The sequence below is a fragment of the Cyanobium sp. Aljojuca 7D2 genome, assembly GCF_024346415.1.
In the GTDB taxonomy this organism is placed as follows: Bacteria; Cyanobacteriota; Cyanobacteriia; order PCC-6307; family Cyanobiaceae; genus Cyanobium_A.
In genome coordinates this window covers 1-15,488 of record NZ_JAGQCX010000003.1, presented here as the reverse complement: position 1 = coordinate 15,488, position 15,488 = coordinate 1, and the positions used below count along the sequence as shown (strand labels likewise).

At 54.1% G+C, this 15,488-nt stretch carries 13 protein-coding genes and 1 pseudogene; 3 read left to right on the top strand and 11 right to left on the bottom strand.

The features are described 5' to 3' along the window. The first annotated feature begins 199 nt into the window (after positions 1–199). Together KBY57_RS04285 and KBY57_RS04280 are read left to right on the top strand one after the other, a co-directional pair. Positions 200–388 carry a hypothetical protein gene (locus KBY57_RS04285; protein WP_254994647.1) on the top strand — a complete coding sequence of 63 codons (189 nt, stop codon included), beginning with the start codon at positions 200–202 and terminating at the stop codon, positions 386–388. A gap of 74 nt (positions 389–462) precedes the next feature. Beyond that, positions 463–630 (top strand): hypothetical protein, encoded by a 168-nt coding sequence (locus KBY57_RS04280; RefSeq protein WP_254994646.1) that lies wholly within the window; start codon positions 463–465, stop codon positions 628–630. An 83-nt stretch (positions 631–713) separates the two neighbouring features. Here the strand turns inward: KBY57_RS04280 and KBY57_RS04275 are convergent, their stop codons facing one another. From KBY57_RS04275 to KBY57_RS04245, 7 genes are all read right to left on the bottom strand, one after another. Then, entirely contained in the window at positions 714–1,970 is a 1,257-nt protein-coding gene (locus KBY57_RS04275; RefSeq protein ID WP_254994645.1) for an O-antigen ligase family protein, read from the bottom strand. Further along, positions 1,967–2,686, bottom strand: coding sequence for a class I SAM-dependent methyltransferase (locus tag KBY57_RS04270; protein WP_254994644.1), 720 nt, complete (start codon positions 2,684–2,686; stop codon positions 1,967–1,969). Before KBY57_RS04270 ends, KBY57_RS04275 begins: the two co-directional genes overlap by 4 nt. Positions 2,687–2,688: 2 nt before the next feature. Then, positions 2,689–4,440, bottom strand: a complete 1,752-nt coding sequence (locus KBY57_RS04265; protein WP_254994643.1) for an asparagine synthetase B family protein — start codon at positions 4,438–4,440, stop codon at positions 2,689–2,691. Then, positions 4,440–5,582 (bottom strand): glycosyltransferase family 4 protein, encoded by a 1,143-nt coding sequence (locus KBY57_RS04260; protein ID WP_254994642.1) that lies wholly within the window; start codon positions 5,580–5,582, stop codon positions 4,440–4,442. The genes KBY57_RS04265 and KBY57_RS04260 overlap by 1 nt, the downstream gene beginning before the upstream one ends. A gap of 116 nt (positions 5,583–5,698) precedes the next feature. Further along, the gene (locus KBY57_RS04255) at positions 5,699–6,652 is read right to left on the bottom strand and encodes a glycosyltransferase (RefSeq protein ID WP_254994641.1); all 954 of its coding nucleotides are present in this window, start codon (positions 6,650–6,652) and stop codon (positions 5,699–5,701) included. A 147-nt stretch (positions 6,653–6,799) separates the two neighbouring features. Continuing rightward, a complete protein-coding gene (locus tag KBY57_RS04250; protein WP_254994640.1) occupies positions 6,800–7,774 on the bottom strand; it encodes a glycosyltransferase family 4 protein in 975 nt (324 codons plus the stop codon). 362 nt (positions 7,775–8,136) lie between these two features. Beyond that, positions 8,137–8,874 carry a hypothetical protein gene (locus KBY57_RS04245; RefSeq protein ID WP_254994639.1) on the bottom strand — a complete coding sequence of 246 codons (738 nt, stop codon included), beginning with the start codon at positions 8,872–8,874 and terminating at the stop codon, positions 8,137–8,139. 452 nt (positions 8,875–9,326) lie between these two features. Between KBY57_RS04245 and KBY57_RS04235 the strand changes: the two are divergent. Further along, a pseudogene (locus KBY57_RS04235) lies at positions 9,327–10,915 on the top strand (IS3 family transposase). Between the two features lie 190 nt (positions 10,916–11,105). Here the strand turns inward: KBY57_RS04235 and KBY57_RS04230 are convergent. The 4 genes from KBY57_RS04230 to KBY57_RS04215 form a co-directional block, all read right to left on the bottom strand. Beyond that, positions 11,106–12,059, bottom strand: a complete 954-nt coding sequence (locus tag KBY57_RS04230; RefSeq protein ID WP_254994637.1) for an IS1595 family transposase — start codon at positions 12,057–12,059, stop codon at positions 11,106–11,108. 381 nt (positions 12,060–12,440) lie between these two features. After that, on the bottom strand, positions 12,441–13,796 hold the full coding sequence (locus tag KBY57_RS04225) for a protoporphyrinogen/coproporphyrinogen oxidase (RefSeq protein WP_254994636.1): 1,356 nt from the start codon (positions 13,794–13,796) through the stop codon (positions 12,441–12,443). A 3-nt stretch (positions 13,797–13,799) separates the two neighbouring features. Beyond that, entirely contained in the window at positions 13,800–14,147 is a 348-nt protein-coding gene (locus KBY57_RS04220; RefSeq protein ID WP_409996409.1) for an NAD-dependent epimerase/dehydratase family protein, read from the bottom strand. A gap of 404 nt (positions 14,148–14,551) precedes the next feature. Continuing rightward, positions 14,552–15,488: NAD-dependent epimerase/dehydratase family protein (locus KBY57_RS04215; protein ID WP_254994635.1), on the bottom strand; the 937-nt coding region annotated here is incomplete at its 5' end.

Sequence of the window (15,488 nt, the reverse complement as noted above, 5' to 3'; positions counted from 1 at the left end):
AGCCAGCGTTGCCTGGCTGAGATGGAGGCGGTTGTGCTATGGAAGGTGCTGGCTTGATCTGATCGAGACCCACTGCCTCAACAGCAGCATCAAGGCCAGTCAGCCTCCTTAACTTCTGGATACGGAAGCCTTGGATTCCGCAAAGCGGTTTCTGCGCAACCATCAGCTGCAGCAGTGGAAAGACTAGAGCGATCTGGCGATGCAGTACGCGCTGATTGAGGTGACAATGATGCGCAGGGTTGCCAGTAACGTTCTTATCACCAACCGGATCCCTGGTGAGACCACGATGCTGGTGTTTCGCGATCAGCAGGAGCAGAACGATCTGGTTGTGCAGATTTTCGAAGCCGTAAAGGCGAACTCCACGCAAAACGGAATGGCAATGAAATAGTCCATGTTTTTCGAATCCACATTCATCGCGGCACCAAGTACACCCTCTAATAGGGCAAAGCCTGCGTCCGCCGAATGCTACAGAATGAGCGGCTGGTGCGGGAGCTCGAGGGTGATCCGGAGATGCACCAGTTCTGCAAGTGCAAGCCAGTGGAACCACGGCTGCGCGCCGAAGGCTTTGCCGACGGCATGAAAGTGCACGGCAGCGTTGACAGGGAGAAAGACCTATTACATACAGGGTAAATCACGCCGAGAGTGTTCTTAGGCCATCGCAACACATTGCATGGGACGCGATAGAAAGTAGCGCCAGCAATCGTGACCCTCCCTCAGACTACTTGATCTTTACTTACAGTATTGGATGAAAGGAATAGCCCTTCTCCATATTTGCTATTGCGAGAAAAATCAAGTCTGTAAGCAAAAACTAATAGCATAATAAATAACAAAGCTGGGCTTGAGTAGAAATTCTTAGCAAATCCATTATACAAGGCGGCCATCATGCCAAACCAGACAAGGACTCGGGAGCTTGATCTCTGCGTTCGTAGCGATTTCCATGCAAACAAAGACCAAATAATTAGATAAACTGAACCTATTATACCGTCTCTTGCAAGGTAGTAGTCAAAATAGCTCTCTGTTGCCGCCTCTAAGCGAGAGCCGTCTTCAAGATAATAGTCATTAAGAGCACGATCAAAGCGAACAGATTGTGATCCTCCCCCAAGCCATGGGTGAGCTAAAAAAGTCTGAAAATTAAATCTCCAAAGGGTATCCCTTCCGCTAAAAGGGCTATATATTGAGTCTTGGTTTCTACTAATATCATTTACACTTAGGAAGTTAATCGTCGTATTTACTGAAAAAAAGTAATAGATTGGAACAAGAATAAATAGCGCAATAGTAACTAGTCTTGAAATTCCGATGATTTGCGATCTTCTTCCAAATCTAATTGAACATAATAACCTAAAAGTCTGATCAGCAAGAACAGCAATGACCGCTGCAATAATATATGCCATTGATCCTGAAAGACTTATAAATAGTATTGCGACTGAACAATCTACGACTCTTTTTTTGATGTAAGCTTCAAGAAAGTATAATGTCGAAAATATGCCTAAAAAGTGATGTGTGCCATTAAGGGGAGCCAGAGGGGTGCGCTCCAGTGGCCCAATCGAACTTACGAGTAATGATAAATTGAATCCATGAACTTGAATAAAGCCCCATATACATAATGGAAGCGCAAAGAAAAAGAAAACATTTTTGCACGCAAATGCATCTGCCCGTCTTGAAATGCAAAAGATTGTAAATCCAAGTGCAATAATCAGGTTTCCTAAAAGCTCTCTAATTGTGATTACGTCAAATCTTATGATCGCCGGCACGGTAGGCAATAGAGCCAAAAAGATAACTAATCGAAAATCCGAGTTTCTGAGGATCCCAATTGAAAGATTCCATTTTGACACCCAAAGCAATACAACTACCGCAATGCCTAGAATTGCCTGCGGAATAACATCGCCAAGGTAATGCCAAAGCCAGAAGAGGCTGACAAATAAAAAGTCTTCAGCGCGATGCTTTTCTCGCGCATCTAAAGCATTGATCATCTGTCCGCTGCAAACAAGAAAGTTCTCGACAAGGGAAAACGGAATGTATTCCTTCCCGTTTCCACCGTGCTGGCCGCCGCCAGGACCGTCCGTACGCCGCGCCAGGCGAGAGCTCTGATTCTTCCCTTCAGCCCAGCAGAGGCGCCGATGTTCTCATAAGCACCGATCCACTGGAGGCCACTGGCGCGGCAGAACACCTGGATGCTCTCGGGAACGGGGCACCACAGATGGGTGAGGTCGCCCCAGTACACCGAGCCGCAGAAGGGCGAGAGGCCGTTGGGCACATGGCCGATCAGGCGGCCGCCGGGGCGGAGCGCGCGCTGGATCTCGGCAAACCAGGCAGCGCACACCGCATGGGTGAGATGCTCGAATACATCGAAGCACACGATCAGGTCGAGGCTCTGATCAGCCTGAGCCTGCAACGCCTCCAGCCCATCACCCTGGCGCACTGCCTTACAGCCATGGGCCCGGGCCAGCTCCACCTGGGAGGCGCTCAACTCAACGCCCGTAGCAGCAGCACAGCCCAGCTGGTGAAGCGCTTCCACCAGCTCCCCCTGACCAGCCCCCAGATCCAGGGCCCGTGAGCATGGGGTGGGGAGATGGGGAGCCAGCAAGCGTTGCAACCGGCGGATCGAGGCTGCGCGTATGGCGGCTGTCTTCTGCTTGCCCTGCAGGATGGCGTAGTCGTCCTGCAGGCGGGCATTGAGATCGCTCATTGCTATTCGCTCCGCATGGCCCATTCTCCCAGCACCACCAGGCACCAGGCACGCCTCCAGTGCAGCTGGCCGGCCTCAAACAACTGCCATTGGCCGCTGATCCAGGTGGGCTGCAGCCAGCTGCTGCCCTGCAGGGCCCCCAGGCGCGAACGGCACAGGCTGCTCAGGGGGCCAAGCATCCAGGCGCGCATCGGCAGCGAGAAGCCCTGCTGGGCGCGATCGGGATCGCCCGCAGGGAGCAGATCTTGGCAGGCGGATCGCAGCAGACCATTGCCAGGGCGTTGATAGCGCTGGGGCATGCGCAGGGCGATTTCGGCGATGCGGTGATCCAGGAAGGGCATGCGCAGCTCCAGGCCGGCGGCCAGGCTGAGCGCATCGGTATCGCGCAGCAGCAGCGGCTCGGTGGTGCCGAACAAGTCCGCCCAGCTGATCTGGCCCCAGCTCTGGGTGATGCGTTGCGGCGGTTGGTCAGGCCACAGCAGCGGATCAGCTCCCGCCGAGGCCAGCTCGCTGTCGCCGAAGCAGCGGCGCAGGGCCAGGGCCAGATGCCAGCGATCCCAGCGAGGTAGTTCCTGGAGCCGGGCCGCGAGCGCCGGATTGAAGAGAGCCAGCAGACCGTGGCGCAGAGCTGGGGGCAGGCGCCGCAGCGGCAGCAGCCGAGGCACGTGCCGGTGGGATGAACAGCCTCCGAACAACGCGCCGGCGCCAAGGCCGCTGAGGCCCACCTGGATGCCCTGCTCGGCCACAGCTCTGCTGATCAGATAGTGATGCAGGCCGTTGGCGCTGGGCGCATCGAGGGCCTGCAGGGCCTGCTCCAGCCAGGCGAGTGCCTGCTCGTGATCGAGTTGCAGCTCGTAGTGGTCGCTGCCGCAGTGGCGGGCCAGCTGGCGGGTGAGCGCGCCTTCATCCGGGGTGGTGCCTGCCAGGCTCACCGTGAAGCTGGCGATGCGGCCGGGCTGCAGCCGGCAGGCCAGGGCCGTGAGGATGCCGGAGCCGAGGCCGGAAGAGAGGCAGCAGGCCAGCGGCTGATCACCCTGCAGCTGAAGCTGCACCGCCTCCTCCAGCTGCTGACGCAGAAACTGGCGGGCCCAACGGCCGTTGCGGATCGGCAGGGGCGTCCAATCGGGCCGGGGCTGGGGCGGCCAGTAGCGCACCGGATCATGGGGCCGTGTGCGGTTGATGCGCACCACCATCCCGGCGGGCAGGCTGCAGATGCCATCAGTGGCTGGGCCTGGGAAGGAGGCTGGCGTCTGCAGGTGGCCGAAGGCCAGGAGCTGACTGATCTCCTGGCGGCTTAAGGGATGGCCATGGCCCAAGGCCCGCCGTTCGGAGGCAAAGCGCAGGCCGCCCTCGATCCAGTTGAGGTAAAGGGGCTTGATGCCAAGGCGATCGCGGCCGAGCAGCAACTGCTGCTTCTGGCGGTCGTAGGCCGCGAAAGCAAACATGCCGCGCAGCTCGAGCACCAGGGCCAGGCCGCGCTGGGCCAGGCCCTCTACCAGGGTTTCGCGGTCGCTGTGGCCGCGCCAGGCCTGAAAACGCAGGCCGCCGCGCACCTCCAGATGGTTGTAGATCTCGCCGTTGAACACCAGCGTGAAGCGCCCGCAATGGCTGGTGATCGGCTGAGAACCGAACCAGCAGTGGCCGTCGTGGCTCAGCCAGCTGCCTTGCGCATCGGGCCTGCCATGCCGGAGGGCTTCAAGGCGCAGTGCCTGAGCAGACTCCTGCCAGCGAATTTCACCGATCAGGCCACACATCATTGAGAGGTACACCTGCAAAGGTGCTCCCGCATGGCCAGGGCACGCTGGTAATGAACTTCAAGCTGATCCAGCCAGTCGCTGTAGTGAAACCGGCGGGCCTGAAGCAGGCCTTGCTCTCGTGCATGCTGCCGTACGTTCTGGGGCCTCTGAAGCACCTCAAGAACGCGGAGGGCGCCCTGGTATGCCCAGGCCTCCTGATCAGCTGTCTCCACAGGACAAGGCGGGAGCAGGGTGGCCGCCTCACCCGCCACCTCACTCATCGGCGCGCGGTCGGTGCTGATCACGGGGCAGCCGCACGCCATCGCTTCCAGGACAGGCCAGCCGAACCCTTCGCAATGGGACGGGAACAGCAGGGCCTCGGCCCTGTTGTAGAGGGCAACAATCAGCTGATCGCTGGCCCGATCCAGCACATGCAGATGGGGCTGCAACGAAGGGCGCTGCGCGATCCAGGCGGAAAGGCTGGGTTCGAGCTGGCCCACCATCACGAGATCCACATCAACACCAAGCTGATGCAGCTGCTGCCAGATCATCAGCAAACCCAGGCGGTTCTTGTACCAGTTCCGGCCGATGTGGAACAAATAAGGGCGATTGCATACATCTGGCAAGCTGGTCTTGAGATCAGCGCTGGCCACTGATGCAGCCAGAGGCGCAAACCGCGGTGGCAGGGGGTTGTAGAGCACCTCAGAGGCAAGCGGAGCCACCGGCAGATGGCGGGCAAGGGCCCGACGGCTGGCGGCTGAGACGGAGAGGAAATAACGGCCCTTGCGAAAGCCACGGCGAATCCAGCGCTGGTAGAGACGGCCACTGAAGCGCACAGGATGGAACGGCTGCTCACCGAAGGCACCCTCGAGGGCCAGCAAGTCATGCACATGGATGACATGGGGGCGGTGCTTGAGCAGGGGAATCCAGGGGCCCAGGGCCTGGTCTGCAAACACACAGAGGGAGTGGCTGGGCAAGCGCCGGCGACGCAGCAACAGAAGGGGCGGGAACAGCACAAACTGATCGATGTAGCCCAGCCACTTGCGCAAGCCGCGATGTCCGCCTGCAAGCCGGGCTACTACCACAGGTGCGGTGAGTTCATACACGCGATGCCCGCGCGAGCGCAGCCCCCCCGCAAGCTGATCCGCAAAGGATCGCATGCTGGGACCCTCAACAAGAGGATAATGACGGAGCAGCAAAATATCCATAACTAATACATATTGCCAGGAAACTCACCAGAATGAAAAGAAATTAATAGACATTAAAAGCATCGTATCTAGATGGAGTTTAAAATTTGTAGACACACATCTTCGTTTCCATAGCCTCCAATATGGATATAATCTTCGCCTGCCTTGCGAATCGCCTGATTCCTGAGAGGATCTGCCAAGAGGTCTTTACAAGCTGCGATGCACTCATCAGCTGAATCCCAAAAAACGGCCTCAACACCATCCTCAAAAAGCAACTGGTGCTCTGATGTGCGCTCAGCACAAAACAGACCCCCACAGGCTGGCGTCTCAAAGGACCTTTGTGTAGATAAATCGCGATTGCCATGAGACAACAAACCTAGGCTTACCGCAGGCGCCGCAAGAGCCAGAGAGTATCTATCGCCACTGACACTAAGGCCCTCGTAGTACGCATTTAGAGTCTTAAAAAATGGGCTGCGAATCCAACGATCGCCAATGATAGACAAAGGCAACCCAGCGCAAAGCAACTTCATCAGAAAACGATCGCGGCTTTCGCCGGGAATAAGGGTGCCTACAAATGAAACCAGGTTATTTGAAGTCTCAAGGCTTGTATGCTGAGGTTTGACATGCAGAATTTCATCATAACTCATCCATACTCTGAGTGATTTTCGTGAGCCCAAAGCTTGAGACTCAAGCGATGTTTCAGACCTGCACAAAACACAAAGATCATACAAGGGAAACGTCTTGCGAAGCGCAGCAAAGCGACGACCATCACGCGAGTGCGTGGGATCGTCGTTGTTATAAAGAACTATTTTACAGCTGAATTTACGCCGCAACCAAGCCAGAATACTTTTCCCAATTAGCTCGCCACCATTAATCCAGATCAGATCCGGCTGTAGCTGTAAACTAAGCAACTCGAGCGAGAGCGAGTTCAAGAGATGCCGCTGTACAAATCGAAAGCCAGTACGATAATCTATATAAGCAAGCAGAGGGTTCCGTGGCCCAATAAGTACGCTTGGATTTAGGATAACGGCATCGCATCCCATCCTGCGTAGCGCATCAGCTCGATGCCTGGAGGTAGATCTCGGCCTGTCATCTCCGATGTAAAGGATACTTTTACATTTCATAGCTCAAGCCTGCAAATGATTAAACCACGTTCCCAATGGAGATATTCTTGTTTAAAAATGAGTGGATTAATCCATCAGGTGGGTGGTAAGGAAGCATTGCCAGGCATCCCCATAGGCATCCCATCCGCCAAGTTGCTTCACTCTCGCCAATGCGGCCCAGCTCATTCGCTCACGCAGCAAAGGCTCATCAGCCAGCTGCTGGAGCCGATCGGCGATCACGCCAGGCGAACGGATTGGAACAATGAAACCCTCTTGCCCGTCTGTGAACAGGTCTGCTGCGCCAGTATTCATGCTGGCAATCACAGGGCAACCACAGGCCATCGCTTCACCCATCACCATACCAAAGCCTTCTTCAATGCTGGGCAACACAAACACCGTTGCTCGGTTGTAGTGCCCTCGAAGTTCAGCATTGGGCACTGATCCCAGGTACTCAACGCCCTCGTGGGAAAAGGCATCAAGCATAGATTTGGCCTCAGGGCTGAGGCTGCCTATCAAGGAAAGGCGCTTGTGTGGATGCTGCAGCAGGGAAAAGGCCTTCAGCAGATCAACAAATCCTTTGCGGGGCCCAGCCTGGCCAACGAATAAGACACGAAACTCATCGACACGATTGTGGGCATTGGTGTCATGGCTGCATTGGCTGGGTGCAAAGCGGTCTAGACGTGCTCCATAAGGAATCTTGATCAATTTATCAGCCGGAAAACCTTTGGAGATGAAGCTTTCCAAGCAGAACTGGCTTGGAATGGAAATCCAGTCAGCCTGCACATACTCCGCTTCCTCTTTGGCTACGCTCCGTGGATCAATGCCCTGCCACTCGGCGCCATAGCGGCGATACTCCTGATGCAGCAGCTGATCCTGAACACGAATATGGGACGAGCCGCGATCACAGATGTGCAATCCGCCCAGCTGCTGAGCGCGGCGGCCCGCATACAGCCCTGAGCCGGAAAGAGCCAAAAGCACCGTTGGCTCATGCAATCTGCTGGAGACGTAGCGGTCGATCGTTTCGTGGGCGCACCAAGCCCACTCTCGATTGAGCCAATTCAATCGTCGAAGGCCGTATCGCATGCCCAGCATGTAGGGCCCTTGGAGCCAGGGGAATGTATGGATCTTCTCAGCGGGGATTCCCGGCTCGTCTCGGAGCTTGAAGCGGGGGTAGCCAGTGTAAATGGCGGTGAGTGATCCATTCTTCTCTAGCTGACGCGCTAAGTGGAAATGATGGAAGCGCCCGATTGAGAGTTGGGTAACCTTAACGGGCATAAGAATTACTCAAGCCAGTAGAGTATACACTTTCAAGCCAGTATGCATTATCTTCGGTAAGCGGTGTATGCAGCAGAACGCAAAGCAATAGGGACAAGAAATACTTCAAATGTGCGCCACCGGAGGCGAATGGCAAAGACACGAGAAGATTAGAATATCTGCTGGAACCGTTCAATAACAAGTTTTGGAAATGCAGAGTCGTCATTTGGATGCATGGACGATTTGAGATCCATCTCTACATTATCCATAGCCTTGAAGAGATTGTCAAATTTTGAATGTCTTCTTGTGATGCAGAAGAGATAGTCAGTGAATACCAATAGTAAAACCGCTGGCACGCAAGCGAGGATGGCAATTGAATCAATGGTGGTAGTTGCTGAGAGAATTAATGACCTAACAGCTTTTCGCCTGCGGCCAAAGGTAAGCACTAAAGCTCTCCACAAGATCGAACGAAACCAGTCATAAGATCTTAGGGATGCAAAGAAGCTAGCGTTGGCTAGATGCATAAGGAAAGGACATTCATAACAATGAACCCAATACTCTTTAGAGCTAAAGAGTGAAGGTGCTAGGGTATAGTTTATAAAAGGGATCTGAAGAGATTTGAAGCTATGTGCATAGGAATATATTTCAATATGAGGATAATAATAAAGCAGATGGTTGACTGATTTTCCGCTGGAATATCGCCGAAGGATAGAAGAGGAAAAAATTACTTGACTAAGAACCCCAATCTGCCCGCAATTAAATATTCTTAAAAATTTAGGAAAGGATGTTGAATGTAGCGACGGGATTGGATCATTCTGCCACTCTTTTGTTGATTCATTAAAGATGATGCGCTCAAGAAAGAATACTTCTAAACAATTAGCTTTAGGTTCATGCAGATAGCCAGTCAATCGATGACCAGAACCTTCACAAAGCCAGTCGTCATCACCGAGGCACCATGTATAATCAGACGGAATCTGTGCGGAACTTGTGATTGAGCTGTAGTAATGCCTATGGAAGGGAACACGTTCAGCAAGACGTCTATACCATAGATTAATATTTAAAGAGCATCGAAAAATTGAGGAGATAATAGCAAGATCAAGAACAATGTCCGAACAGTTGTCAGAAAGGAATATGGTTACATATAAATCTTGACATGACAACTCGCTTGCAACAGAATTCAAAAGTCGTATTAGCTGAGTATGTCTGTTAATTGTCAGGATAACAATATTAAGGCGAATCATTTGCATGTAAATGCGAGGTTAGTTAGAAAGCTTTGACAGCGATTATCCCCCTCTGCCAGCAAAGTTGACGCCTCTCCATTCCGCTCAATTTTCACCAGGGGGTTTGATGGAGCGAGTTGATGCGTCGTTACAGCGAGGCGGTCAAGGCTGATGTCAGAAGGCGGATGAGTCCGCCGCACCGGCAGAGCGTGGCCCGGATTTCAGAAGAGCTGGGCATCCACGTGATCACCCTCTACAAATGGAGGAAGGCCTGGCGGTTGCAAGGAGAGGTGGTGCCGGCATCCGAGAAAGACCCGGAGGGCTGGAGTGCCACCGACAAGTTCACGGTGGTTCTTGAGACCGCTGGCCTCAACGCCACCGAACTCAGTGCCTACTGCCGCGAGCGGGGCCTGTTCCCCGAGCAGGTGGAACGCTGGCGACAGGCATCCCAGGATGCCAACGACAAGCCAGTGCTCACCTTGAAAGAGCAGAAGGAGCTGGAGAAGCTCCGCGCCCAGGACCAGCGGGAGATCAAGCGGCTCAAGCAGGAGCTGCGCCGTAAGGAGAAGGCCCTGGCCGAGGCAGCAGCGCTGCTCATGGCCGCAAAAAAGATCCAGGCCTTCTGGGGAGAGGACGCGGACGACTGACGTCGCCTGTTGATCGCCAGAAGGCTCTACAGATCCTTGATGAAGGCATCGCTGACGGTGCCCGTGCCTGTGAGCTGGCGCTGCTGCTGGGCGTGGGGCTGACCACGCTGCAGCGCTGGCGCCGCCAGTTCGCTGGTCACGGTGATGGCGTCGATCGCCGCAAAGGCAGTCCCCGGCACGTCGTCCATCGCCTCAGCGAGGAGGAACGCCAGCGCATCCTGCTCACCTGCAACGAGCCTGAATTTGCGGCATTGCCACCAGGGCAGATCGTTCCGATCCTGGCCGATCGGGGCTTGTACATCGGGTCGGAGCGCAGCTTCTACCGGGTGTTGCACGCCCATGGCCAGGCTCACCGGCGCGGTCGTGCCCGGCCTCCTCAAGAGCCAAGACCAGTGCCACGGCTCAGAGCCACAGGCCCGAAGCAGGTCTGGAGTTGGGACATCACCTACCTGCCGACCACCGTTCGTGGGGTGTGGCTGTACCTCTACCTGGTGATCGACGTCTGGAGCCGCAAGGTCGTGGCCTGGGATGTCGCCGAGCGCGAGGATCCAGCCATTGCAGCGGATCTGGTCAGCAGGGCCTGCATCCGCGAGCGGATCAGCAAGCGCCGCCAGCAGCCCCTGGTGCTGCACGCCGACAACGGCAACGCCATGCGTGCGGCCACGTTGGAGTGCCGGCTGGAGGAACTGGGTGTGCTGCGGTCGTTTTCACGACCCAGGGTGTCGAACGACAACCCCTACTCAGAATCCCTGTTCAGGACAGCGAAATACCGGCCTGACTACCCGAGTCGGCCCTTTGCCAACGCGGAGGACGCCTGCCTTTGGGCGGCCTCGTTTGTGGATTGGTATAACCACCGCCACCGCCACAGCGGCATCAAGTTCGTGACGCCCCACCAGCGCCACAGCGGCCAAGCGGTGGAAATATGCAGGCACCGGAGTGTTGTCTACGAGCAGGCTCGTCACCGCCATCCCCGCCGCTGGTCACGATCCATTCGCTGTTGGTGTCAACCAGAAGTGGTCTGGATCAACCCGCCACCCCCAGAAAACGAATCGGTGTCGGTTACGTTTGCCATGGCTGCCTGAACGGCAGCAGGAGCGTCATCTTTTCTGGCAGTCACCGTTATTGGATATAGAGATTCTATCGAACTGATGATTGTCGGGAAGCGAGGTAATCGTGCAAGAAACATGCTGCCAAAGCCTGCACAGCAAGAAAGTCACGAACCTGCCAACCTTTAGACTCGGGCAAATCGTAATTTACCAATGCAGCACTTGATTACCCATAAGCCTCCGCGACCCTGAGATCGCGCTCGGTACAAGGCCTACAGTAGCAGACCGCATTGGCGATCCGTTCGGTCATCGCATCCATCGAAAAGCGCCTGTTGAAGCGAAAGCAGTACCCACCGAGGTAGCGCCTGGCGTATTTGTCAAAGTTGAAGGCATGGAAGGTGCCGTTAAAGCTGGTCTTGAGGTTTCCCAGCAGGGTGTTGATCCAGCGGAACTGCGGCAGGTCGCTGGGGTGCTTCCCACCGGTGACGATGGCCCGATGGCTGCAGCCCGCTGTGGTCACGGACCGGAAGCAGGCCAGGCCATCGGAGAGCACCTGGCTGCCGGGAGCCAGATGTTGTTTGGCCCACTCAGCGATTGCCTCTGAGCTGAAGCCACTCACAGCTGTGATCCTGGCGTGAATCGGATGCCCCGCCTCGTTCAAGGAGACGGCCGCGACAATGGGGATCTTGTTCTCAGATCCGCGACCAGCCTTGCCGCCCGGGAGTTCTCCGCCGAGGTAGGAGTCATCGATCTGGATCTTTCCCCGCAGCAGGTAAGCCTCCTCCCGATCAGCCATCGCCCGCAGAATCTTGTTGTGCAGCAGCCAAGCCGTGTCGTACTTCACGCCCAAGTGGCGGCTGAGCTCCAACGAGGAGATCCCGGTTTTGGCCTGGCCGATCAGGTAAAAGGCCAGAAACCAGGCGGTCAGAGGCAATTTGGTCGCTTGCATGATCGTGCCGGCCGTAAGCGTGGCCTGATGGCCGCAATGGCGACACTGATAGCGCTTGAGCCGCCGGCCATAGACCAGCCCATGCTCATGGCCATTGCAGCGGGGACAGCGGAACCCATCAGGCCAGCGCGCTATCTCCAAGGCAGCCTCACATTGCTCCTCGGTGCCGTAGAGGCGCAGGAATGCCGGCAACGAAAGGCCTTTCTGGAACTGGATGCTGTTGCGCGCCACGACCAGGGTGGTATTTACGTACCACTTTATGCGCTCAGGGCTGCCTCTGCGGAGCGAGCTGGGTAATCAAGATGCAGCAAGCCAAAGAGAAGGCCATAGCAGAGCTTGAGCGTGAACCTCTGCATAGACATAGAACATTTATAGTATCTCAAAGCAAAGCTGGTGCACCTTAGACAGCTGACGCAGAGCCATGGAGGCTGCTGATAATGCTACAAAGCCAATGATGTGCACCACGGGTGTATTGGGAAGGAAGGCTTTGCAGCACCACCACTATAACTGTAGAAACTTGGCGGTCTGCTAGGTACTTCTACGAGATTAGGCTACAATGACTAAAGAAAAAGGGGCAGAGCATAGTTCTTGCAAATAAAAGAAGTAAGCTCGCTAATTATGACCTTGGGCGATAGTCATGCCCCTCATTATACAGTCATCACTCCAGAAATACTTCCACTGTCCAAAGCGCCCTGCAAGAATCAAATCACCATAGTGATTATCTTTTACAGAATCCCAGTCGGTCATTGGGTCAAGATCTTGCTCTTCTCTAGCTAGCCCAAACTGCTCGAGCCATGAAAGGATAATATCTTGAGCCTCTCGTCTATTGTGATCAAAAATGACATTAGCATAGGGAACGTATTGCGTATGTACTGTCATTTTTCCCTTAGCTAGCCCAATATCTTGTAGCTCTTTAACAACAGCCTGGGCAACGTCAGAATGGCTTATTTGAAATGGCTGATAGGCCGACTCATAGACTTCAACTTGAATGCCAGTCCGCCCATCAGGACAGTTATTCGCAGAAAGCAGTTCAATCATGTTGATACGGGTGCTCATCATATCTTTATCGTAAACATACATCCAGTGGTAGGGCTTGAGAGAGGAATGGTTTGCAGTGACATTAACGAGTAGCAATGATGAGCAACGCAGGGCGAGAGCGGCCTCTGAAACATCACTAGGAACATCAACATTAAGATTGATAAACTCTGGGAGCGGCAAGGTGCTGATCAGCTTTTTAAATGTGCAGCGCTCCCCGTTAGAAAAATGCACTCTCTTGCCTTTTAAGTCTATCAATGAGACTTTATATCCTAGATTGATTTTTGAACCATCGATGAGCTTCTTCGCGAAACTGACAAAGCCACCATGCTTTGGATAACGAACAGTCGAAATGTAATGGGTCTTCCTTTCGGGAGCCTTCTCGGATCCAGCTAAAACCGTTTCTACGTCTGGGTAGTAGACGCGATTGCCTACCCAATCCGTTGCTAGGGAAGCTGGATCACATGTCCAATATTTGCGAGTATATGCAAAAGGAAAAGTTTGTGCAAATGTTTTCCCAAATGCACATTCCAGCCATTGACCATAGTTCTTTGGAGTCTCAAGTAGCCTTTTCGCTTCATCACGGCTATACAAGAAGTCTTTGAGGCATTCACTGCGTTTTGGCTGTGGAACAGCGAAGAGATTGGATTGAGCGGGATGAGGAATCCAAGATCCTTGGTAATAATTGCTTACATTGCATTCAAATTCATGGTAGTCCCCTTCGATACTATCTGCAAGAAGCTTTCTTACGTAATCATTGTTTGTAAATGAAACATGTGGCCCTTCATCCCAAGTAAAACCATCGCGCTGATGGCTATAGATATGTCCACCAGCATATTTGTTTTTTTCAAAAAGGATGCAGTTCTCATGGCCAAGGTGGTATGAATAGCTAAGACCAGCTAGGCCAGCACCAAGGATGACGGTATTTGACATGGTCTAAACCTCTGGAACGTAGCGCATCACTTCGCCATCCCGATATGGCAATGCACCTATAAGAAGGATTCCTTTGGCCTTGAACGTCACCCACCAACTCTCAGCAAACTCGAGAATTGTCTGAGTTCTACCACTGCCAATATTTCTGATTAGCACTTTTGGCATTTTATCGCTCTGATTGCCCGTTGAGCAGAGAATGGCTTGAGCAACATCCTGTACCGCCATGAGATCCCGAATCTGCTCGCCGCCGGTCATGGGCAAGTCTTCACCGGCCAGTGCAGCACGGCGGAGATAAGGCCAAAAGCATGTTTCAGCCTCCCCTTCACCAAAAACATGAAAAACTCGCAGGATTTCAAGACTGAGCTCTGATGCTCCTCAGCCCACTGACGAAAAGCAATGGAGGCAGCTGCCCTGGAGGCTGCATAAGCATTGGTGGGCTCCAAAGGTGCATCGGCAAGGTCTTTTCATAGCGCTCTCCACTGCGACCGTATTCAAAACAGCTTCCGGCCACCATATAGCGCCGAATGCCAGCCAACCGAGCCTGTCCAGAAAGAGCCAGAACCGCCATCAGGTTCCAACGAAGGCAGTTTGACAGAGTGTCGTAGGGAAATATCACAGAGTGGGCCAGCCAGATGCACCAGCACATCGCAACGCTTGAGATTCTCGTCTGACAACTCATCTAGGGCTCGATTCGCCTTTATATTCTTATGCCATAATCTGTTACAAAGGCGAATTCGCCTTGTTAAAATTCTCAATTATGCAAATAGCGAACTGGAATCAATCCAGGCAAGCATTCGGCTAACTCCCTCACGGCTAGATACAGTTGGAACCCAGGCCAGAAGCCGCTCAGCCTTGCTGATATCTGCAATGAAGCAGTCCTGATCGCTAGTGCGTCGTGGGGTCGTTATGTATATAAGTGGAGGAATGCCGAGCAACTCCGAGAGCAAGGCAAATAGCTCTAGCAGGCTAAGAGAATTGGCAGTACCGCCTCCAATATTGAATATTTCTCCAGCCAGTGTTTTTCGATGCTCATAGGCGGCATGGTAGAGGCTGATAAGATCTTCGGCGTGGAGTACGTCACGTACCTGCTTACCGGTTCCGGCAATGGTGAAAGGTTCGGGAGATGCTCCAGATTGGTGTGTACATTTCTGTTCGATTGCTTTTTGGCAGAACCATCCAACCCAGCCTTGATCAAAAGAGGGGAACTGATGACCACCAAAAATTGACGAATGGCGGAACACGACAGTCTTCAGGCCATACACCCTTGCCCAATCACGAACGTACTGATCTGCCGCTCCCTTGGAGCATCCATAAGGGGTTGAGAAATCGAGCGGTAGGGACTCATCGAGGCCATTAGGATAATCTGCCAGGGAGTAGCGCATAGGAGTCTCCTCGATGCGCAACCCTTCGAGGTCGCCGTAAACCTTGTTCGTACTGCTGTAGGTAATGAGGGCCTCCGGAGAAAGGGCCCGTGCCGCTTCAAGAACAGCAAAAGTGCCAAGCACATTTGTCTGCAGATCGCGGGCTGGATTCTGCAACGAGGTGGTCATGGCTACCTGCCCACCCAGGGCCGACTGAAAGTCAGGCACAAGGCAGCTGGCGCGGCCATGCTGGTGCCGGTTTTGTCGGGACTGCTCCCGTCCGTTGGCCCATTCTGTTGCCAGTGCTGATCTGATCGCCTTCCTGCAGGCC